This window comes from Methylobacterium sp. 13MFTsu3.1M2, from assembly GCF_900112625.1.
Taxonomy (GTDB): Bacteria; Pseudomonadota; Alphaproteobacteria; order Rhizobiales; family Beijerinckiaceae; genus Methylobacterium.
On sequence record NZ_FOMM01000032.1, the window covers coordinates 1 to 18,795 of the forward strand.

Below are 18,795 nucleotides of genomic sequence, written 5' to 3' on the forward strand. Positions count from 1 at the left end.
ACTCTTCGCACCGCACGCGCCCGGCCGATCCGGCATCATCATTGCAGACGAACCGACCGGGTCCGGCTGAGGACCCGCCGCTTGATGAAAGGAGTGCACGACATGGTCCTGAAGGGCTTCTCCTACGCGATGATCGGCGCCTTCCTGGGCGGCCTCGCGATGACGGTGACCGGCTCGGCCGGGGTGCTGATGGGCTTCTGAGCCGCGGCGGCCCTCGGGGCCGCCCGGGCGACGGACTGCCCGAACGGACGGCGTGAGCGGCGGGGCGAGAGCCCCGCCGTTCCCGTATGCGGACCCGGACGATGCCGCGGTTCGGGTCGAGGCCGCGCTCACGCGACCGGGTCATCCCATCCGATGGCGCGGCGCAGGAAGGTGAGCCCCAGCGCCCGGAACGCCGCCGTCTGCTCGCTGTCCTTGCCGGCGCCGTGCCCGCCGGTCGCGGGCTCGTAGAAGGCGACGTCGCAGCCGAGGACGCGGAGTTTCTGCGCCATCTTCCGCGCGTGGCCGGGATGGACCCGGTCGTCGCCGCGGCTCGTGGCCAGCAGGATCGGCGGGTAGGCCCGCCCGGCCTCGGCGGCGTGGTAGGCGGAGATGCCGGACAGGAACGCCCAGTCCTGCGGGTCGTCCGGATCGCCGTACTCCCCGATCCAGCTCGCGCCGGCCAGGAGCTTCGTGTAGCGGCGCATGTCGATCAGCGGGATCGTGCAGGCCAGCGCCCCGAACCGCTCCGGGTAGCGGGTGAGCATGTTGGCGATCAGCAGGCCTCCGTTCGAGCCGCCCTCGGCCGCGATCCGCCCCGGCCGCGTCACGCCGCGGGCGACGAGATCGGCGGCCACCGCGGCGAAGTCGTCGTGCGCCCGGGCCTTGCCCTCGCGCCGGCCCGCGTGGTGCCAGCGGGTGCCGAACTCGCCGCCGCCGCGGATGTTGGCGGTCACGCAGGTGCCGCCGCGCTCCAGCCAGAGCTTGCCCAGCACGGGCTGGTAATCCGGCAGGCGCGAGAGCCCGAACCCGCCATAGGCCGTCAGGTAGACGGGGGCCGCACCGGTCTCGGCTTCCGGCCCGACCTGAACGTAGGGAACGCGCGTCCCGTCCGCCGACATGGCCTCGTGGCGCGTCACCCGGATGCCGCGCGCGTCGAAGGCCGGGGGCGCCCGACGCAGGACGGCCGGGGCGTCGAGCGCGGGCGGGAAGGCGAGCAGCGCCGGCGGCGTCACCGGATCGTGGGCCAGCGCCAGCAGGGCTCCGTCCGCCCGCTCCGGATCGCCGTCGAGGGGCCAGAGATGGACGGAACCCAGGGCGGGCAACCCCGCGAGGGGCCGCTCGGTCCAGCCGCCCGGCCCCGGCTCGAAGACCCGGTAGGTGGGACGCAGGTCCTCGAGCACGTCCACGATCAGCCGCCCGGCCGACCAGAACACCCTCTGCAGGGCGAGCCGCGCGTCCGGCTGCCAGAGGACCGTGAAGGCGCGACCTCCCGCCAGCAGGTCGGGGAGCGCGATCGCCAGCACCGTGTCGGTGTCGTGCGCGACGCCGTCCACCGTCCAGGGCCGCCGCAGCCGCACGGACAGGTGGTCGCGGTGCAGTTGGACCCCGGCATGCGTGGGCAGGTCGAGGCGCGCGCGCAGGCCGCCGCGATCGCCGATATGGACAGCCGCGTCGAAGAAGCCGAGCTGCTCGACGACCGTGATCCGCTCGGTCCCGGCCTGCCGGTCGGACGCGCCCCAGACCGCCATGCTGGTCTCGGCGGTCTCGAACAGGACGGACGCGTCGCGCGGGTCCGTGCCGCGCGGCCAGAGCCGGACGGTGCGCGCGTAACCGGACCGCGTGGCCATGCCCGGGCCGAGGGCGCTCGACAGGAGCACCGTCTCGCGATCGAGCCACGTCGCGCCGCCCTTGCCCTCGGGCAGGACGAAACCGTCGGCCACGAAGGTGCGGGTGTCCAGATCGAACTCGCGGATCACGGCCGCGTCCTTGCCGCCGCGGCTGAGGCGCACGAGGGCGCGATCGAGCGCGTCCCTGAGGATCGTCGCCCCGGCCCAGACCCAGTCCTCGCCCTCAGTCGCCGCGAGATGGTCGAGATCGAGCAGGATCTCCCAGTCCGGGACCGCGGCGCGGTAACCGGCCGCGTCGACGCGCCGCCACAGGCCGCGCGGATGCGCGCCGTCCGTCCAGAAATTGTAGAGCCAGGTGCCGAAGCGCTGGACGAACGGGATGCGGTCCGGCCGGTCGAGAAGCGCGCGGGCGATGTCGCGGTCGCGGAGGAAGCCGGCATCGCCGTAGCGGGCGAGCGTCTCCGCGTTGCGTGCCTCGACCCAGGCGAGCGCGTCGGGCCCGTCGACCTCCTCCAGCCAGAGGTATGGATCGTCGTCGGGCCGCGCGAGGGTCGGCCTGGGGTCGGGGTGGGGGTCGGTTACCACGGACATCAGTGGGAGCGTAGCCCCTGCGCGCCACCCTCGATAGGCGCACGGCATTCTCCCGATGAGCGGTCAATCGTCTCGGACGCGCAGATGTTCGCACGCCTCGCGCAGGTGGAGTGGACGATCCGGTCACGCGGATCAGGACGTTTCCGCATGCGGGCGGCCGATCCCCCTCCCGAACGTCGCCCCCGCGCGCCGTCGACTCGGCCGGCAGGCCGCGCAGGTCTCTCCGGCGCATCTATACTTATCTTTCCAGCTCAATTCGGACCATATCAGATCTTTGACTGTTTTCGCTTTTATCAAATCAGCACATATGCCTTGCATTCGCACCGATCATGGTATTCAATGATGGTTCGGTCGCGTACGGTCTGGTTCGTGCTCTGAGTCCCCATGGCCTTACCGGGGGTCGCTGCGATGCGCGTCGTCGAACAGGGGTTGCGCAGGTCTCGGCTCGCCGAGGCGGCGATGGTCGGCGTCGCGGGCGCCGCCGTCCTGGTCTCGGGTTGTCTCGGCATCTCGCCCGGGTGGGCGGTGGACGCGGACGCGGTCGTCGGGACCTGGCGCCTCGCCGCGGCCACGCGCCGGATCGTGGACACGGGCGAGACCATCGAAGCCTATGGCGGCCCGAAGCCGACCGGCTGGATCCATTACGGCCGCGACGGGCGCATGATGGTGGTCTGCGCCCACGAAGGCCGGGAGCGGCCGATCGCCAACGACAAGATGTCCGACGCGGACCGGATCAAGCTCCACAAGACCTTCTTCGCCTATGCCGGGACCTACCGGCTCGAGGGCGACCGGATCGTCCACGACATCGACACGTCCTGGAACGAGGCCTGGACCGGGACCTCCCAGGTCCGGCACGTCGCGCAGGAGAACGGGCGGCTCGTCCTCACGACGGTGCCGTTCAAGTTCAACGTCGACGGCAGGATGAGCGTCATCACGCTCACCTGGGAGAAGTACCCTTAGTCAAGATCCGGAGCTCCCGCGCCTTCGCACCGTGATCGACCAGAACACTTCACGATGGAGGAAGACATGCTGCGCCCCCACGTCCTGCACGCGACCGTATTCGCTGTCGCCCTGATGACGCCGAGCCTGTGCCGGGCGGACACCGTCCAGGCCGACGCGCAGAGCGCCGCGAGCCAGTGGGACGCGGCGTATAACGGCGGCGACATGGACGCGCTGGCCAAGCTCTACACGCCCGACGCGATCGTCGTCACGAAGGGCGCGCCGCAGACCAGCGACGGCATCCAGAAGTTCTTCGCCGGGCTGAAGGCGAAGGGATGGGACGAGCACAAGACGACGGTCAAATCCGCGCTGCCGAAGGACAACCTGCTCATCGTGTCCGGCCGCTGGGAGATGACCGGCCCCGGGGACGGGGGCGCGAAGAAGAAGCTCGAGGGCAACTGGGTGAACGTGCTGGAGAAGCGCGACGGCGCCTGGCGCACGGTCCTGCACACCTGGAACTGATCGCTCCGCCCAGCCGGGGGACGGCCGGGCGGAGCGCCTCCCGGTCTCAGTGGATCGGGCGCGGAACCGTGCCCCGCGCCCGGGCGGCCGGGCCGCCCTCGGCCGGCGCCACGCCGGCCTCCAGGCTCTCCAGGCTCTGGCTGCGCGGCTCGACGCCGAACGCCGCGACCGCCACGATCTGCAGGGCGAGCAGCCCGATCATCAGGCCGGTCACGCCCGCGATGCCGTAGGTCTCGAACAGGGTCACGACCAGGAAGGGCGTCACGATGGTCGCCCCGCGCCCGACCGTGTTGCACAGGCCCGACGCCCGCAGGCGCACCTCGGTCGGGAACAGCTCGGGGATGTAGATCCCGAACAGCAGGGCCACCAGCACGTAGATCGGCACCGTCAGCCCGAAGCCGACCAGCGGCAGCAGGACCGGGTCCAGGGTCATCGGGTAGAGGATCCCGAACAGGATGGCCGCCGCCGAGGCGCCGATGATCGTCGGCTTGCGGCCCCAGCGGTCGGCGGTCAGGGCGCCGATGGCGCTGCCCACCGGCGCGCCGAGCCCCATCAGCAGCGCGTAGCCGAAGGATGTCGCCACCGGGAGGCCCTGCCGGATGAAGAAGGTCGGCAGCCAGGTCACGAAGCCGTACAGCAGGGTGTTGATCACCACGAGGCACAGGCAGCCCAGAAGCAGCCGCGACAGCAGCGGCGGCCGGAACAGGGCGGCGAGCCCGAGCTGCGTGACGGGCGCCGCGGCGGCGGCGGGCGGCAGCGGCGCGCCGCGGCCCGCCTCGGCCTCGATCGCGCGCATCAGCGCCTCGGCCTCGGCGTGGCGCCCCACGGCCTCGAGCCAGCGCGGCGATTCCGGCAGGCTCTTGCGGGCGTACCAGACGGCGAGCGCCCCGAGGCCGCCCAGCGCGAACATCGCCCGCCAGCCGAAGGTCGGGATGATCAGGTAGCCGATCAGGGAGGCGGCCGGCAGGCCCGTGACGACGAACACCGCCATGAGGCCGAGGAAGCGCCCGCGCGAGCGTGCCGGCACGAACTCGGTCATGGTCGAGTAGCCCACGACGTTCTCGGCCCCGAGCCCCACGCCCATGATGAAGCGGAGCACGATCAGCACCGTCATGTTGGGCGCGAAGGCCGCCCCGATGGCGGCCAGCCCGAAGACCAGGAGGTTGGCCTGGTAGGTGAAGCGCCGCCCGTAGCGGTCGCCGAAGAAGCCCGTCAGGAACGAGCCCGCCATCATCCCCACGAAGGTGGCCGAGACGAACCACGCGTTCTGCGGCAGGGTCGAGAAGCCGCTCTTCAGGGTCGCGCCGAGCACGGTGGCGGCGATGTAGATGTCGAACCCGTCGAAGAACATGCCGATCCCGATCAGCCACATGATGCGGCGGTGGAACGGGCCGATCGGCAGGCGGTCGAGGCGGCCTCCGGCGTTGACCGCCGGGCTCACGGCTTCGGACATGGGGCGTTTCCTTCCTCGGGTTCGGGGCCGGCGCGGAAGGGGTCCGTCTGGCGCGGACCTCGCATCCCCCGCGCCGCCGGTCGTCAGTTCAGGCGGCGCTGGCCGGCCGTGTCGCGGTACCAGTCGAAGGGCCCGTCGCCGGTGGCGACCATTACGCTCTTCACGTCGAAATGGTCGTTGAAGCTCTCGATCCCGCACTCGCGGCCGAGCCCGCTGTCGCCGACCCCGCCCCAGGGCGAGGCCGGGTCGAGGCGGTGGTGGTCGTTGATCCAGACGATGCCGGCCTTGACCGCGTGCGCCACCCGGTGGGCCCGGGCGACGTCGCGGGTGCGCACGGCCGCGGCGAGGCCGAAGGGCGAGTCGTTGGCCAGCCGGAGCGCGTCGGCCTCGTCCTCGAAGCGGGTGACGCTGGTGAAGGGCCCGAACACCTCCTCCTGGAAGATGCGCATGTCGGCGGTGACGTCCGCGAACACGGTGGGCTCCACGAAGTAGCCGCCCTCGAAGCCCGGCACCCGGGCCGCCTGCCCGCCCGCCACCGCGCGGGCGCCCTGGTCCCGGCCGTAGCCGGCATAGGCGAGGACGCGGTCCCGCTGGCGCTCGGAGATGACCGGCCCGAGCTGGGTCGCCGGGTCGAAGGGGTCGCCGAGGCGGATCGCGGCGGTCTTGGCGGCGAGCCGCTCGACGAACTCGTCGTAGATCGAGGCCTGGACGAGGTGGCGGCTGCCGCACACGCAGGTCTGGCCGGCGCCGATGAAGGCGCCGAAGGCCGCGTAATTCACCGCCCGCTCGACGTCGAAGTCGTCGAACACCATCACGGGGGTCTTGCCGCCGAGCTCCATGGTCTGGTGGGCGAAGACCTTCGCGGCCGCGGAGCCGGCGATCCGGCCGGCCTCGGTGCCGCCGGTGAGCACGAGCTTGTTGATGTCGCCGTGCTCGGCCAGCGCCTTGCCGGTGGAGGCGCCGAGCCCCAGCACGATGTTGAACACGCCCGGCGGCAGGCCGGCCTCGGTGAAGATCTGCGCGAGCTTCAGTGTCGTGAGCGGCGTGTACTCGGAGGGCTTCACCACTGTGGTGCAGCCGGTGGCGAGCACGACCGCCAGCGACTTGCACAGGATCATCAGCGGGTGGTTGAACGGCGTGCAGTTCGCCACCACGCCGATCGGGGTGCGGCGGGTGTAGTTGAGGTAGTTGCCCTCGACCGGGATGACGTCGTCGCGCCGCGCCAGCGCCACGCCCGCGAAGTAGCGGAAGAAGTCCGGCAGCCGCGAGAGCTGCGCCCGGGTCTCGTTGACCGGCCGGCCGTTGTTGGTGGTCTCCAGCCGGTAGAGCGTGTCGAGGTTGGCCTCGAACGCGTCGGCGAGCCGGTTCACCAGCCGGGCGCGCGCCCGGATGTCCATCCCGCCCCATTCCCGGCCCTCGAAGGCCGCCCGGGCCGCGCGCATCGCCCGGTCGACGTCGGCCGGCCCCGAATTGGGGATCCGGGCGATCACCGCGCCGGTGGCGGGATTGCGCACGTCGATCAGCGTCCCGTCGCCGGCCTCGACCTCGCGCCCGTCGATGAAGTTGCCCCGTGTCTCGACGGTCGGTTCCGGCGCGTGCAGGGTCATGGCGTCTCTCCCGTGTCGGGTCCGTAGTCGGGCCGGGTCGGGCCCGGTGTCGTGTTCGACCGCGTCCCTCGGCTCCGCGCCGGGCGCGGGCTCGTTCAGAGGACGATCGCGCTGCGTTCCAGGGCGGTCAGGATGCGGCGCTCGGCCTGGGCGACGTGCGCGCGCACGAGGCGGCGCGCCCCGCGCCCGTCGCGCCGCTGCACGGCGTCGATGATGGCGGCGTGCTCGTCCACCAGCTGCGCCGGGTCGCGCCCGCGGATGCCGTCGAGGCTGACCCGGACGAGCCGGTCCGCCTGCTCGACGAGGTCGCGCACGGTCGCGGCCATGCGGCGGTTCCCCGACGCCTCGGCGAGGGCGATGTGGAAGGCGCGGTTCTCCGCGATGAAGTCGGCGCCGTCCGCGACGGCGCGGAACGCGTCGAGGGACGCCAGGACGGAAGCGGGCGCGCCGGCCGCGGCCTCGGCCGCGCAGGCCGGCTCCAGGGCGAGGCGCATGCGCAGCAGATCACGCGCGTCCGCCACCGAAATCGCGTTGATCTGATATCCCTGACGCGCGTGAACCGTGACGAGCCGCTCGCGCTCCAGGCGCAGCAGCGCCTCCCGGACCGGCTGCCGGCTCACGGCGTAGCGCTGGGCCAGTTCCTGCTCGCGCACCTCCGCGCCGGGGCGCAGGACGCAGGCCAGGATGTCGGCGCGGATCGCCGCGTAGATGTTGTCTCGGAGCAGCACGCACGGCCTCGTTCGATCGACACATGCTGCCATTCGTGAAATATCACGTCAACCGGATTGCGAGCGAACGCGTCGGATGCGACAGCGTCGTGGAGCCGCCGGCAGAGGCGGCGGGGGAGGTCTCGGATGCAGGCGATGTTCGCGGATGGCCAAGTCGCGGTGACCCTGTCCGGCGAGGGCCCGCCCCTCGTCCTGCTGCACTCGCTGCTCGCCGACCGGACGAGCTTCGACCGGGTCACCCCGGCGCTCGGCCGCGACTTCCGGCTCCTTCTCCCCGACCTGCCCGGGTTCGGCGCCTCCGCGCCCGCGCCGGGCGGCCTCGAGGCCGTCGCCGACCGGGTCGGCGCGGCATTGCGCGCGGCGGCCGGGGGCCGACCGGCGGCCGGGCTGGGCAACGGCTACGGCGGCTTCGTGCTGCTGCTCTGCGCCCTGCGCCACCCCGACCTCTTCGACCGGCTCGTCTTCGCCGATTGCGGCGCCTGCTTCCCGGAGCCCGGCCGGGCCGCGTTCCGCGGCATGGCCGGCGCGGCGGCCGAGAAGGGGCTCGCGGCGATCGCCGACACGGCCATGCGCCGGCTGTTCGCGCCGGCGTTCCAGGCCGCGCACCCGGACCTGATGGCCGAGCGCCGGGCCGCCTTCCTGCGCACGGACGTCGACGTGTTCCGGGCGGCCTGCGCGGCCCTGGCCGGCCTCGACCTGCGCGCGCGCCTCTCCGAGATCCGCGCGCCTGCGCTGGTGCTCGTCGGGGAGGAGGACGAGGCGACCCCGCCGGCCATGGCGCGCGAGCTCGCGGCCGGGCTGCCGGACGCGCGGTTCGTGACGCTGCCGGACTGCGCCCACGTCCCGCAGCTCCAGGCCCCCGAGCTGTTCGCTCGCGAGGTCCTGGCGTTTCTCCGGCCGGGTGCCGCCTGAGCGGACGCGCGGAACGGTGCTAGGTTCGGCCGCTCCGGCGGGGTCGGCGGCCCCGATCCGCGCGGCCGCGGCGGCGCGCCATCCAGCGAGACGGACATGAAGACATTTTTCGTGCAGATCAAATGCGAGATCGGCAAGACTTACGCCGTGTCCGACGCGCTCGTCGCGATGGAGATCGCGTCCGAGATCTACTCCACGGCCGGACGGTTCGACATCATGGCCAAGTTCCACGTGGACAACGGCGTCGATATCGGGCTGTTCGTGAACGACTTCCTCCTGCGCCTCGACGGCGTGAAGGATTCCGAGACGATCATCGCCTTCAAGGCCTTCCACTGACGCGCCCGACCGCGCCCGTCGCGCGGAGGCCGCGCGCCGCGAACGTCCGGCGCGCCCCGACTCAGCGGACGCGCGACGGGTCGATCACCAGGAAGTACTCGCACGCCTCCGTGCCGACATTGGTGAAGGCGTGCCCGGCATCGGCCTCGAAATACAGGCTGTCGCCGGTCTCCATGATGACCGCGCGCTCGCCGATCACCGCCCGCAGGCGGCCGCGCAGGACGTAGATGTACTCGGACACGCCGCGGCGATGGGCGGTGAACTCGCCGGTGCTGGCGCCCGGCGGCAGCGTGTTGAGCACCCAGTCGATGCCCCGCCCGGGCAGGACCGGCGAGATGCAGCGCCGCAGGTAGCCGGACGCCTCGTCGCGCAGGATCGGCTGGCGGCTCGCCGGGATCACCAGGATCTCGCGCTCCGTCGCGGGCGCCATCAGCCGCGAGAAGGTGACGCCGAGCGCCTCCGCGAGGCGGGACAGCACCACCGTCGACGGCACGGCCTCGGAGCGCTCGATCTTCGAGATCATCGAGCGGCTGACGCCCGAGCGCGCCGCCAGCGTCTCCAGCGACAGGCCCTGCTCCCGGCGGCGCCGCCGGATCTCCTCGGCGATGTGGATCTGCGGGGACGTCTCCGTCGCTGCCGGGTCCGCCCCGATGATCGTCCTCGCCGTCATGCCCCGTCTTCCGCGCCCGCGTCCGGGCCGCGCAACCGGGCGCGGCACCGAGAGAGTCGCCCCCGCCTAACGCAGGGGCTGCCGAAATGCACCTTGCGCCGCACCTTGCGCCGAAGCGCACTCCGAAACGCGCGTCGCCGGGCTGGCACGCCGCTTGCCTCCACAAGAATGGATTTTTATCCATCACAGTGGAGGATGTGCCGTGGCCGATACCGCGTTGCCCCTTGAGGCGTCCCCGGCTCCCGATGCCGGCCCGGTGCCGGTCGCCGACCGGCGCCAGATCGTCTGGTCGAGCGTCATCGGCACGACGGTCGAATGGTACGACTTCCTGATCTACGGGACGGCCACGGCGCTCGTGTTCAACAAGCTGTTCTTCCCGAGCTTCGACCCGCTGGTCGGCACCATCGCGGCGTTCGGCTCCTACGCGGTGGGCTTCCTCGCGCGCCCCCTCGGCGGCGTCATCTTCGGGCATTTCGGCGACAAGATCGGCCGCAAGGCGATGCTGTCCCTGACCATCATCATCATGGGCCTCGGCACGTTCCTGATCGGGTGCCTGCCGACCTACGCGCAGATCGGCATCTGGGCCCCGATCCTGCTCGTGGCGCTGCGCCTGGTCCAGGGCATCGGGATCGGCGGCGAGTGGGGCGGCGCGGTCCTGATGGTGGTGGAGAGCGTCCCGGCGGAGCGGCGCGGCTTCTTCGGCAGCATCGTCCAGCTCGGCTACCCCCTCGGCGTCATCGCGTCGATCGGGGCCTTCGCGCTGTGCGGCTTCCTGCCGGAGGCGGACTTCCTCGCCTGGGGCTGGCGGATCCCGTTCCTGGCCAGCGCGCTGCTGGTCGGCCTCGGGCTGTTCATCCGCCTGCGCCTGCACGAGACGCCCGCGTTCCAGCGAGTGAAGCGGCGGTCAGCCGTGGCGCGGCTGCCGGTCATGGAGATCCTCACCGAGCACCCGCGCACCTTCCTGAAGGCCGTGGGCCTCAAGGTCTCCGAGATCGCCTACGTCAGCGTCGTGACCGTGTTCTCGATCTCCTACGTGACCGGCCAGCTCGGGCTGTCGCGCAGCATCATCCTGAACGGCATCCTGGTGGCGGCGGTGATCGAGCTCTTCACCCTGCCGGCCTTCGGCTGGCTGTCGGACCACTACGGCCGCCGGACCCTGTTCGTCGCCGCCTGCCTGTTCTCGATCGCCTTCGCGTTCCCGCTGTTCACCCTGCTCGACACGCGCGACCCGACGATCATCACCCTGACCGTCGCGGTGGCCCTGAGCTTCGGCCAGGGGATCATGTTCGCCACCGGCGCCGCCTGGATGTCAGAGCTGTTCGACGCGCGCCTGCGCTACAGCGGCGCCTCGCTGGGCTTCCAGGTGGGCGCGGCCCTCAGCGGCGGCTTCACCCCGCTGATCGCCGCGGCCCTGCTGGGCTGGAGTTCCGGCGCGACCTGGCCGATCTCCGTCTACCTGATCGCCCTCGCCTGCATCACCCTGACGGCGACGCTCCTCGCCCCGGAGACGGCGCGCAAGCCGATCGACTGACCGGATGAGCCGCCGCCCCGGACGCGCACGGCGGCTTCCCATACAGTGGATTATCGTCCACTATCTGAAACAGACCGACGCGAGATCGACCGCATGACGAAGCACACCATACGCACCGAGAAGGCCGCCCCGGCGGTCGGGCCCTACGCACAGGGGATCCGGGCCGGCGGGCTGGTCTTCGCCTCCGGACAGCTGCCGATCGATCCCGCCACCGGCGCGTTCCCGGAGGGGATCGAGGCGCAGACCCGGCGCTCCCTCGCCAACCTCGCCGCCGTCCTTGAGGCGGGCGGCGCCAGCCTCGCGAGCGTCGTGAAGACGACCGTGTTCCTCAAGGACATGGCGGAGTTCGCCGCGATGAACGCGGTCTACGCCGAGCACTTCCCGGGCGAGGCCCCGGCCCGCTCCACGGTCGAGGTCGCGCGCCTGCCGCGCGACGCCCGGGTCGAGATCGAGGCGATCGCGCTCGCCACGGAGGCCGCATGACAACCGAGGCGACCAGCACGATGACCGGCGAGACCGCACCCCGCATGGTCGAGGCCTTCGCGCACGCGGCCGGATCGGCCGCCGTCCGGGTTCCGGGCGGCGCCGCCGGCTGGGTCGGCAACCTGACCCACATCCACATCGCCCCCGCGGCGAGCTACGAGATGGAGGAGGTGTCCGAGGCCGTGTGCGTGGCCGGCCGCGGGATCGAGGGCGACCGCTACTTCCTCGGCACCGGCACCTACTCGCCCAAGCCCGACGTGCGCGAGGTCACGCTGATCGAGCAGGAGGCCCTCGACGCCCTCAACCGCAACGACCCGCCGCTGCAGGAGGGGCCGCTGCGCCTCCTGCCGGGGGACCATCGGCGCAACCTCACGGTGCGCGGCGTGCCGCTCAACCACTTGGTCGGCCGGCGCTTCCGGGTCGGCGCGGTGATCCTGCGGGGCGGGCGCCTCAACTTCCCCTGCCGCTATCTCGAGGAGCTGCTCGGAATGCCGGTCTACCTGCCGCTCTACAACCGCTCGGGCCTGAACTGCGGGATCGAGAGCGGCGGCGTGATCCGGCCCGGCGACGCGATCGCGCTGCTGGACTGACGGAGCTGCGCGCGATGACGGCCCGCCTGATCATGAAGCTGCGCGTCGCCGACGCGGTCGCGACGACGCCGGAGGTGCTGCACCTCGGTCTGGTCCATCCCGCGCGCCCGGAACTCCCCGCCTGGACGGCCGGCGCCCACGTCGACCTGCGCCTGCCGGACGGGCGGGTGCGACAGTACTCGCTGTGCGGCGATCCGGCCGACCGGAGCCGCTACGAGATCGCGATCAAGCGGGAGGCGGCCGGCCGGGGCGGCTCGGCCTGGGCGCACGAGACGCTCGCGCCCGGGGCGTTCGCCCACGTCTCGGCGCCCCGCAACAACTTCCCCCTCGACCCCGAGGCGCGCCGCCACCTGCTCGTGGCCGGCGGGATCGGGGTGACGCCCCTGCTCGCCATGGCGCGCGCGCTCGCCGCGTCGGGGGCGGAGTTCGCGTTCCACCTCTGCGCCCCCTCCCCCGAGGCGGCGCCGCTGCTGGCAGCGGTGCGGGCGGTCTGCGGGCCGCGCCTCCGGTGCTGGTTCGGGTCCGAGGGGCAGCGCTGCGACCCCGACGCCCTCGGCCCGGCCGAGACCGGGACCCACGCCTACGCCTGCGGGCCGCGGCGCCTCATGGACGCGGTCCAGGAGGGCCTGGTCGCGCGGGGCTGGGCCGCCGAGCGGGTGCACAGCGAGCATTTCGAGCCGCTGCGCGACGAGGGCTTCGTCCCGGAGCCGTTCGAGGCGCGCATCGCCTCCACCGGGCAGGTGCTCCACGTGCCCGCCGACCGATCGCTGCTCGACGTGCTGCGCGGCGCGGGGCTCGACCTGCCCTCCTCCTGCGAGCTCGGCGTCTGCGGCGCCTGCGAGTGCGGCTATCGCGACGGCGCGGTCCTCCACCGCGACGCGGTCCTGCCGCTCGCCAAGCGCCGGAGCCGCATGATGCCCTGCGTCTCGCGCGCGCGGGACGCCGTGACGCTCGAGCTCTGACGGCCGGACCCGCGCTGCGGCGTTATCAGACGTGCGGCCCCGCGCGGGCGACGACGCCGGCCGCCTCGCCGCGCGGCCCGCGCGACCGTGAGCTGCGCCAGCGCGCCGCACGATTCGGATCAGCGAACCTCACGCGGCGGATGGCGATGCCGCTCGGGCTGGGTTAGCCCGCCTCGACAGTGCCATCGCCGTGGGGCAGTGCCCCGCCCGCCAAGAGGAGGTTGTGAGAATGAGCCGATCCACGCTGTCCATCAGCGCCGGTCTGGCGGCGGCCGCAGTCGTCCTGGCGGGCCTCTGGATCTCCTACGGGCCCCGCCCTCACGCGAGCCGCGACAGGCAGGCGTCCACACCGATTCCCGTGTCCAAGCAGGACCGATCCGGGATCGACCCGCAGGGCGAGGCCATCCGGTCCGTCTATCCGGGGCCGAACGCCGGATCCGCCCCGCGCGTCGCCCCAGCACCGCGGAACGCGACAGCCGCCCCCCCGTCGTCCCTGGCGGCAACCCCGCCCGCATCGCCGCCCGCATCGCCGGATGCCCCCGTGGCGAGCGGGGTGGCGAAGCCGGCGGCGCCGCCGCAGCAGGTCGAGGGCGCGCCGGGCTCCGGCCAGCCGCCGGCCTCTCCGGGCCAGGGCGTCGACCTCAACACGGCGTCCGTCGAGGAGCTGAACGCCCTCGGGGCCGGCATGATCGGGCGCCGGATCGTCGCGTTCCGGCCCTACGGCTCCCCGGAGGATCTCGTGACCCGGCGTGTCCTGAAGAAGGCCGATTACGAGGCGATCAGGGCTGCCGTCGCGGTGCGGCAGACCGAGTCCGCTGGCGCGGGCCGCCCGGATTGAGGGTCGAAGCCCGTCGGCACCGAGCCGGGCTCGCCGGTCCCACGGTGCCAGGGGCCACGGCCCGGACGCTACGCGCGCTTCGACGGGGCGGGCTGCTTGGCGGCGAGACGTTTGCCGAGCCGCTCGATGTCGACGATCATCCGCTCGTGCGTCCCGGCCCCGATCTGCTCCGACTCGTCCCAGGCCGCGACGCGGAACTGGATCTGGCGTCCGGCGACGCCGACCACCTCGGCTTCCGCCCGGACGCGGTGCCCGACCGGCGTCGCCGCCATGTGGGTCACGTCCACCTTGGTCCCGACGGCGCTCTCGCCGGGATCGAGGTACTGGCGGACGGCGTTCAGCGCCGCGTTCTCCATGATCAGGACCATCATCGGCGTGGCGAAGACCGGCGGCAGGATGTTGTCCTTGAACTGGCTGGCCAGATGTGACGGCCCGACCAGCATGGCGAAGCTCCCCTTCGCCCCCAACGGGATGTCCTGCATGCGCGCGCTCCAGATCCGTTTCGGCCCGATGACCGATAGGTAGGGCTGAGGGACCGCGTCCGGACATCCCGGGACCTTCGCCGCACGCAGCCCAGCCCCCTCCCCGCCGCCCGGCCCGGCACGGGAACCCCGGACCGGGAACCGTGGGGAGGGACGAGCGCCCGCAAGCGAGCCGCGTCCGGTCAGCGCCGACGGCGGGGCTGGCCGGCCGCCTCAAGGATGAGGTCCGCGATATCCGGAGCGCGCGAGATCAGGGACAGGTGGCTCGCCCGGAGCTCGACGGTCCGCGCGTTCATGCGCTTGGCCATGAACCGTTCGAGGTCCGGGTCGATGGTCCGATCCTCGGTCGACACCGCGTAGAAGCTCGGCTTCGAGCGCCAGGCGGCCTGGGTGGTCCGTCCCGTCAGCAGGGCCTTGCGGAACGGCTGCTGGACCGCGAGCAGCACCCGCGCCTTCTCCACCGGCAGGTCGCCCGCGAAATCCCGCAGGAACGCCGCCTCGCTCAGGCGCCCCTCGTCGCCGTCGAACACGATGCCGGCCGAGGCGGGCGGGGTCGGGTAGGCCTTCGCCAGCGCCGCGTAATCCTCGTTCGCGTCCGGCGCCCGCGCCGCCACGTAGACCAGCGCCGAGACCTTCGGGTCGATCCCGGCTTCGGTCACGATCATGCCGGAGAACGAGTGGCCGACGAGGACGGTCGGTCCCTCCTGGCGGGCCAGCACGCGCTGCGCCGAGGCCACCGCTTCCGCGAGGGTGGTCAGCGGATTCTGCACGGAGGTGACGGAGAGGCCGGCCGCCTGCAGGTGCGGGATCACCTCCGACCAACACGACCCGTCGGCGAACAGCCCGTGGACCAGCACGACGTTGCGCGCCCGCGGGAGGTCCTGGGCGGTGGCCGGTCCGGGCAGCAGCGCGGTGGCCGCGCCGGCGGCAAGGGTGCGGGTCAGCGTTCTGCGCGTCATCATGGGGGCGCCTCCATCCGGACTCGTCGATGCGGGACGTACCGTCCCTGTTCGCCGTCGGCGCGGGAAGGATACAGCCTCGGGCCGCCCAAGGCGCATCTCGGCGCGCATCTCGGCGCGCATCTCGGCGCGACCCGGCGGCGGCCGGGACCGCGCGCGGACGGGCACATCCGGGCGCAAGCGTCCCGGGATGTTACCCGGATATGCTGCGCGATGCTGGACGAGGGCGGCCTTTCAGCCTCTCATGGCGGCACGAATTGAGTAAAAACCGGGAGAGGAAACCGAGATGCTGCGACGCGTGCTGCGTCGGCTGACGGCTGCGGCCTCGCTGACAGTGCTGACATTCGCCGTTCCGGCCTTCGCCGAGGAGCCGCTGCGCTTCGAGGTCGATCCGGCCTGGCCGCAGCGCCTGCCGAACGACTGGATCATGGGTCAGGCGGCGGGCGTCGCGGTCGACGCGCAGGACAATGTCTGGGTGATCCAGCGGCCGCGCACCCTCACCGACGACGAGAAGGCCGCGAGCCTCGATCCGCCCCGCACCCGCTGCTGCAAGCCGGCGCCCCCGGTCCTCGTCTTCGACCAGGCCGGGCGCCTGGTGAAGTCCTGGGGCGGCCCGGGCGAGGGCTATCAGTGGCCCCAGAACGAGCACGGCATCCACGTCGACCACAAGGGCTTCGTATGGCTCGCCGGCAACGGCGACACCGACGGCCAGATCCTGAAGTTCACCCCGGACGGCAAGTTCGTGCTGCAGATCGGCAAGCAGGGGCCGCAGACCGACAGCCGGGACACGAGCCGCCTCGGCAAGCCGGCTGGCATGATGGTCGATCCGGAGACGAACGAGCTCTACGTGGCCGACGGCTACTACAACCACCGCGTCATCGTGTTCGACGCGGAGACCGGCGCGTTCAAGCGGATGTGGGGCGCCTACGGCAAGCCGCCGACCGACGACAAGCTCGGCCCCTACGATCCGGCGGCGGCCCCGTCCCAGCAATTCGCCAACCCGGTGCACTGCGTGCAGGTTGCCCGCGACGGCCTCGTCTACGTGTGTGACCGGACCAACGACCGGATCCAGGTGTTCCGGAAGGACGGCACCTTCGTGAAGGAGATGTTCGTCGAGAAGAACACCCGGGCCAACGGCTCGGTCTGGGAACTCGCCCTGTGGCCGGACGAGCGCCAGACCTACCTGCTCAACGCCGACGGGGCCAACAACGAGGTCCGCACCCTGAGCCGCGACACCGGCGAGATCCTCGGCCGCTTCGGCCGCAACGGCCGGATGGCCGGCGACTTCCACTGGGTCCACAACCTCGCCATCGACTCCAAGGGCAACGTCTTCACCACCGAGGTCGACACCGGCAAGCGCGCGCAGAAGTTCCTGTTCCGGGGCGACATGGTGCTGCGCAAGCGCGCCGCCCTGCCGGAGGGCGGCGCGCGATGATCGCGGCGGCCGATCCGGCCACGCCGGTCGCCGGCGCGGGCTGCGCGTGCTGCCTGCCCCGGCGCGGCTTCCTGGGCCGCCTCGCGGGGCTGGGGGCGGCGGCGCTGACGGCCGGCGCCGCGCGGGCCGAGCCGTCGCGCTACACGGGTCTGGTGATCGACTGCCACGGGCACTACACCACCGAGCCGGCCGCCATGCTGGACTGGCGCAAGCGCCAGATCGGCGCGCTCAACGACCCGGGCCAGTCCCCCAAGCCGTCGGACCTGCAAGTCAGCGACGACGCGGTGCGCGCCAGCGTGAGCGGGCGGCAGCTCAAGCTCCAGTCCGAGCGCGGCATCTCCCTGGCGCTGTTCTCGCCGCGGGCCGGCGGGATGGGCCACCATATCGGCACGGCCCGCACCAGCCTCGACTGGTCGATCGTGTCGAACGACATGATCCACCGTGTGACGAGCCTGATGCCGCAGAACTTCGTCGGCGTCTGCCAGCTGCCGCAATCGCCGGGTGTCTCGCCCAAGAACTGCACGGCCGAGCTCGAGCGCTGCGTCAAGGAGCTCGGCTTCGTCGGCTGCAACGTCAACCCGGACCCGTCCGGGGGCTACTGGACCGATCCGCCGCTCTCCGACCGGTTCTGGTACCCGCTCTGGGAGAAGATGGTCGAGCTCGACGTGCCCGGCATGGTGCATGTCAGCGCCTCGGCCAATCCCAACTTCCACGCGACCGGGGCGCACTACATCAACGGCGACACCACCGCCTTCATGCAGTTCGTGACCTCGGACCTGTTCAAGGACTTCCCGACGCTGCGCCTGATCATCCCGCACGGCGGGGGTGCCGTGCCCTATCACTGGGGACGCTACCGGGGACTGGCCCAGGACATGAAGCGGCCGCCGCTGTCCGAGCTGATGCGCAACGTCTTCTTCGACACCTGCGTCTACCATCAGCCCGGCATCGACCTGCTGCTCAAGGTCGTCCCGCGCGAGAACGTGCTGTTCGCCTCCGAGATGGTCGGCGCGGTGAACGGGGTCGATCCCGAGACCGGCCACGCCTACGACGACACTAAGCGCTACGTCGAGGCCGCGGCGATCCCGGACGCGGACCGGGCCAAGATCTACGCCGGGAACGCGCTGCGCGTGTATCCGCGCCTCGCGGCGCGGCTCCGGTCGGCCGGCGTGACGCCGTAGGGCCGCCGAGGGCCTCGGAGGAGCCGCAGAGGCGGGGCGGACCAGATCGCGGGTCCGCCGGTGCGCGCCTGCCGGTGACCGGGCGAATGTGTCTCAGATCGACGGCGCCGCCGCGCGAACGATGTTGGTCCCAGGGCCGGACCGGCGGGTGAAGCGGGGATGTCGTTCATGAGGGTCACGATCTGCGCCGTCGCGCTCTGCCTTGTCGCGGGCCTGGGCCACGCTCAGGAGGCCGGACAGACGGTCGCCGGCGAGGGCGATTGGGTGCTCAGGAAATCGGCGGCCCCGTCGAGCGGCGACGCCGCCTGCGTTCTGGCGCCGAAGGCGCGGTCGCGCATCCAGATCGTCGGCGACCGCATCGAGATCACCGGCCTACCGAAGAATTCCATCTTCAATTATCAGTATCGGATCGACGACGGACCTGTTTCAAACGCGATGTTTCCCACAACGCAGATGCAGGACGCCGGAGTGATCACGCTGAATGGGGACGTATTGAAAAATATTCTGGCCGGTCGACGCTTCAGCATCCGCCTGCTGGACCGATGGCACGAGGCCATGACGGAGGAGATCAGCCTCTCCGGGCTGCGCGGCCTGATCGACAAGCGGGCCGAGGCCTGCAGGTAGCCGGCGCCTCACGCAGCGCGCCGGAGCCCCCTCCCCCGTGCGGGCGGATCGCGCGCGGCGGATCTCGGGAACCGGCGGCCTCGCGACCGGTCCGCCCCGGCGGCGCGAGGCCCGCGCGGCGCGACC

At 72.1% G+C, this 18,795-nt stretch carries 19 protein-coding genes; 12 read left to right on the forward strand and 7 right to left on the reverse strand.

All coding sequences use genetic code 11. The features are described 5' to 3' along the window. Nucleotides 1–329: 329 nt before the first annotated feature. Nucleotides 330–2,420, reverse strand: coding sequence for a prolyl oligopeptidase family serine peptidase (locus tag BM314_RS25835; RefSeq protein ID WP_091981188.1), 2,091 nt, complete (start codon nt 2,418–2,420; stop codon nt 330–332). A gap of 408 nt (nt 2,421–2,828) precedes the next feature. On the opposite strand from BM314_RS25835, the gene BM314_RS25840 reads away from it, so the two are divergent. Together BM314_RS25840 and BM314_RS25845 are read left to right on the forward strand one after the other, a co-directional pair. Continuing rightward, a complete protein-coding gene (locus BM314_RS25840; protein ID WP_244540038.1) occupies nt 2,829–3,380 on the forward strand; it encodes a lipocalin-like domain-containing protein in 552 nt (183 codons plus the stop codon). 66 nt (nt 3,381–3,446) lie between these two features. After that, the gene (locus tag BM314_RS25845) at nt 3,447–3,881 is read left to right on the forward strand and encodes a YybH family protein (RefSeq protein WP_091981193.1); all 435 of its coding nucleotides are present in this window, start codon (nt 3,447–3,449) and stop codon (nt 3,879–3,881) included. A 46-nt stretch (nt 3,882–3,927) separates the two neighbouring features. On the opposite strand, the gene BM314_RS25850 is transcribed toward BM314_RS25845, so the two are convergent. The 3 genes from BM314_RS25850 to BM314_RS25860 form a co-directional block, all read right to left on the reverse strand. Next, nucleotides 3,928–5,334 (reverse strand): MFS transporter, encoded by a 1,407-nt coding sequence (locus BM314_RS25850; protein ID WP_091981195.1) that lies wholly within the window; start codon nt 5,332–5,334, stop codon nt 3,928–3,930. Between the two features lie 83 nt (nt 5,335–5,417). Then, nucleotides 5,418–6,941 carry an aldehyde dehydrogenase gene (locus tag BM314_RS25855; RefSeq protein ID WP_091981197.1) on the reverse strand — a complete coding sequence of 508 codons (1,524 nt, stop codon included), beginning with the start codon at nt 6,939–6,941 and terminating at the stop codon, nt 5,418–5,420. A gap of 95 nt (nt 6,942–7,036) precedes the next feature. Continuing rightward, nucleotides 7,037–7,669 (reverse strand): GntR family transcriptional regulator, encoded by a 633-nt coding sequence (locus BM314_RS25860; RefSeq protein WP_020096173.1) that lies wholly within the window; start codon nt 7,667–7,669, stop codon nt 7,037–7,039. Between the two features lie 126 nt (nt 7,670–7,795). Here BM314_RS25860 and BM314_RS25865 point away from each other — a divergent pair, with 126 nt between their 5' ends. Continuing rightward, entirely contained in the window at nt 7,796–8,581 is a 786-nt protein-coding gene (locus BM314_RS25865; protein ID WP_091981199.1) for an alpha/beta fold hydrolase, read from the forward strand. A 96-nt stretch (nt 8,582–8,677) separates the two neighbouring features. Further along, nucleotides 8,678–8,917: an Lrp/AsnC ligand binding domain-containing protein gene (locus tag BM314_RS25870; protein ID WP_012329666.1), complete on the forward strand. Its 240-nt coding sequence runs from the start codon at nt 8,678–8,680 to the stop codon at nt 8,915–8,917. Between the two features lie 61 nt (nt 8,918–8,978). On the opposite strand, the gene BM314_RS25875 is transcribed toward BM314_RS25870, so the two are convergent. Further along, nucleotides 8,979–9,587, reverse strand: a complete 609-nt coding sequence (locus BM314_RS25875) for a helix-turn-helix domain-containing protein (RefSeq protein WP_020096176.1) — start codon at nt 9,585–9,587, stop codon at nt 8,979–8,981. Between the two features lie 256 nt (nt 9,588–9,843). On the opposite strand from BM314_RS25875, the gene BM314_RS25880 reads away from it, so the two are divergent. The 5 genes from BM314_RS25880 (at nt 9,844) to BM314_RS31080 (ending at nt 13,991) form a co-directional block, all read left to right on the forward strand. After that, nucleotides 9,844–11,118 (forward strand): MFS transporter, encoded by a 1,275-nt coding sequence (locus BM314_RS25880; protein ID WP_170868189.1) that lies wholly within the window; start codon nt 9,844–9,846, stop codon nt 11,116–11,118. 93 nt (nt 11,119–11,211) lie between these two features. Next, entirely contained in the window at nt 11,212–11,601 is a 390-nt protein-coding gene (locus tag BM314_RS25885; protein WP_091981203.1) for a RidA family protein, read from the forward strand. Between the two features lie 20 nt (nt 11,602–11,621). Continuing rightward, the gene (locus BM314_RS25890) at nt 11,622–12,191 is read left to right on the forward strand and encodes an MOSC domain-containing protein (protein ID WP_091981271.1); all 570 of its coding nucleotides are present in this window, start codon (nt 11,622–11,624) and stop codon (nt 12,189–12,191) included. 14 nt (nt 12,192–12,205) lie between these two features. Beyond that, nucleotides 12,206–13,153, forward strand: a complete 948-nt coding sequence (locus BM314_RS25895) for a PDR/VanB family oxidoreductase (protein ID WP_091981205.1) — start codon at nt 12,206–12,208, stop codon at nt 13,151–13,153. 541 nt (nt 13,154–13,694) lie between these two features. Next, nucleotides 13,695–13,991: a helix-hairpin-helix domain-containing protein gene (locus tag BM314_RS31080; RefSeq protein ID WP_244540039.1), complete on the forward strand. Its 297-nt coding sequence runs from the start codon at nt 13,695–13,697 to the stop codon at nt 13,989–13,991. A 68-nt stretch (nt 13,992–14,059) separates the two neighbouring features. Here the strand turns inward: BM314_RS31080 and BM314_RS25905 are convergent, their stop codons facing one another. Beyond that, the gene (locus BM314_RS25905) at nt 14,060–14,473 is read right to left on the reverse strand and encodes a thioesterase family protein (RefSeq protein ID WP_091927586.1); all 414 of its coding nucleotides are present in this window, start codon (nt 14,471–14,473) and stop codon (nt 14,060–14,062) included. 182 nt (nt 14,474–14,655) lie between these two features. After that, on the reverse strand, nt 14,656–15,435 hold the full coding sequence (locus BM314_RS25910; protein WP_091981209.1) for an alpha/beta fold hydrolase: 780 nt from the start codon (nt 15,433–15,435) through the stop codon (nt 14,656–14,658). A gap of 283 nt (nt 15,436–15,718) precedes the next feature. On the opposite strand from BM314_RS25910, the gene BM314_RS25915 reads away from it, so the two are divergent. The 3 genes from BM314_RS25915 to BM314_RS25925 all read left to right on the forward strand — a co-directional run bounded on the left by BM314_RS25915 (nt 15,719) and on the right by BM314_RS25925 (nt 18,669). Next, nucleotides 15,719–16,867, forward strand: a complete 1,149-nt coding sequence (locus BM314_RS25915; RefSeq protein WP_091981212.1) for an NHL repeat-containing protein — start codon at nt 15,719–15,721, stop codon at nt 16,865–16,867. A 149-nt stretch (nt 16,868–17,016) separates the two neighbouring features. Beyond that, nucleotides 17,017–18,045, forward strand: a complete 1,029-nt coding sequence (locus BM314_RS25920; protein ID WP_056524304.1) for an amidohydrolase family protein — start codon at nt 17,017–17,019, stop codon at nt 18,043–18,045. Nucleotides 18,046–18,213: 168 nt separating this feature from the next. Continuing rightward, nucleotides 18,214–18,669, forward strand: coding sequence for a hypothetical protein (locus BM314_RS25925; RefSeq protein WP_139237879.1), 456 nt, complete (start codon nt 18,214–18,216; stop codon nt 18,667–18,669). Nucleotides 18,670–18,795: the final 126 nt, after the last annotated feature.

Bases quoted from the DNA above. Each gene is read 5' to 3' on its own strand.
- BM314_RS25835 (WP_091981188.1), bottom strand. From the start codon at position 2,420: ATGTCCGTGGTAACCGACCCCCACCCCGACCCCAGGCCGACCCTCGCG.
- BM314_RS25840 (WP_244540038.1), top strand. From the start codon at position 2,829: ATGCGCGTCGTCGAACAGGGGTTGCGCAGGTCTCGGCTCGCCGAGGCG.
- BM314_RS25845 (WP_091981193.1), top strand. From the start codon at position 3,447: ATGCTGCGCCCCCACGTCCTGCACGCGACCGTATTCGCTGTCGCCCTG.
- BM314_RS25850 (WP_091981195.1), bottom strand. From the start codon at position 5,334: ATGTCCGAAGCCGTGAGCCCGGCGGTCAACGCCGGAGGCCGCCTCGAC.
- BM314_RS25855 (WP_091981197.1), bottom strand. From the start codon at position 6,941: ATGACCCTGCACGCGCCGGAACCGACCGTCGAGACACGGGGCAACTTC.
- BM314_RS25865 (WP_091981199.1), top strand. From the start codon at position 7,796: ATGCAGGCGATGTTCGCGGATGGCCAAGTCGCGGTGACCCTGTCCGGC.
- BM314_RS25870 (WP_012329666.1), top strand. From the start codon at position 8,678: ATGAAGACATTTTTCGTGCAGATCAAATGCGAGATCGGCAAGACTTAC.
- BM314_RS25875 (WP_020096176.1), bottom strand. From the start codon at position 9,587: ATGACGGCGAGGACGATCATCGGGGCGGACCCGGCAGCGACGGAGACG.
- BM314_RS25885 (WP_091981203.1), top strand. From the start codon at position 11,212: ATGACGAAGCACACCATACGCACCGAGAAGGCCGCCCCGGCGGTCGGG.
- BM314_RS25890 (WP_091981271.1), top strand. From the start codon at position 11,622: ATGACCGGCGAGACCGCACCCCGCATGGTCGAGGCCTTCGCGCACGCG.
- BM314_RS25895 (WP_091981205.1), top strand. From the start codon at position 12,206: ATGACGGCCCGCCTGATCATGAAGCTGCGCGTCGCCGACGCGGTCGCG.
- BM314_RS25905 (WP_091927586.1), bottom strand. From the start codon at position 14,473: ATGCAGGACATCCCGTTGGGGGCGAAGGGGAGCTTCGCCATGCTGGTC.
- BM314_RS25910 (WP_091981209.1), bottom strand. From the start codon at position 15,435: ATGATGACGCGCAGAACGCTGACCCGCACCCTTGCCGCCGGCGCGGCC.
- BM314_RS25915 (WP_091981212.1), top strand. From the start codon at position 15,719: ATGCTGCGACGCGTGCTGCGTCGGCTGACGGCTGCGGCCTCGCTGACA.
- BM314_RS25925 (WP_139237879.1), top strand. From the start codon at position 18,214: ATGAGGGTCACGATCTGCGCCGTCGCGCTCTGCCTTGTCGCGGGCCTG.